This window comes from Lentilactobacillus hilgardii DSM 20176 = ATCC 8290 (assembly GCF_000159315.1).
Lineage (GTDB): Bacteria > Bacillota > Bacilli > Lactobacillales > Lactobacillaceae > Lentilactobacillus > Lentilactobacillus hilgardii.
This window is the reverse complement of sequence record NZ_GG670036.1, coordinates 1-241: the sequence shown is the minus strand read 5'-3', so window position 1 is coordinate 241 and position 241 is coordinate 1. Positions and strand designations below refer to the sequence as shown.

Annotated in this window: 1 protein-coding gene; it reads right to left on the bottom strand. The window is 66.0% G+C overall.

The window, feature by feature from the left end; all coding sequences use genetic code 11:
- Positions 1-241, bottom strand: a 241-nt coding sequence (locus HMPREF0519_RS13515; protein WP_220094609.1) for an alkaline phosphatase family protein, incomplete at both ends; no start/stop codon positions are given.

Below are 241 nucleotides of genomic sequence, written 5' to 3'. Positions count from 1 at the left end.
ACGACGGAACGCCTCGAAGCCGGCCAGCGGGTTGTCGGTGAAGTTGTCGGCCATGTCCTGGTAGATCTGCCAGGACACGCCGGCGTTCTGCAGGCGCTCGACATAGCTGGTCCAGCGGTACGACGCCGGATGCCCGCCGTGTTCGGGGAAGTTGTCATGCGAGTTGGCGATCACCGGGCCACCGGCACGGGCCTCTGCATCGTTGTGGCCGGTCCACAGGAACACCCGGTTCGGGTTGGTG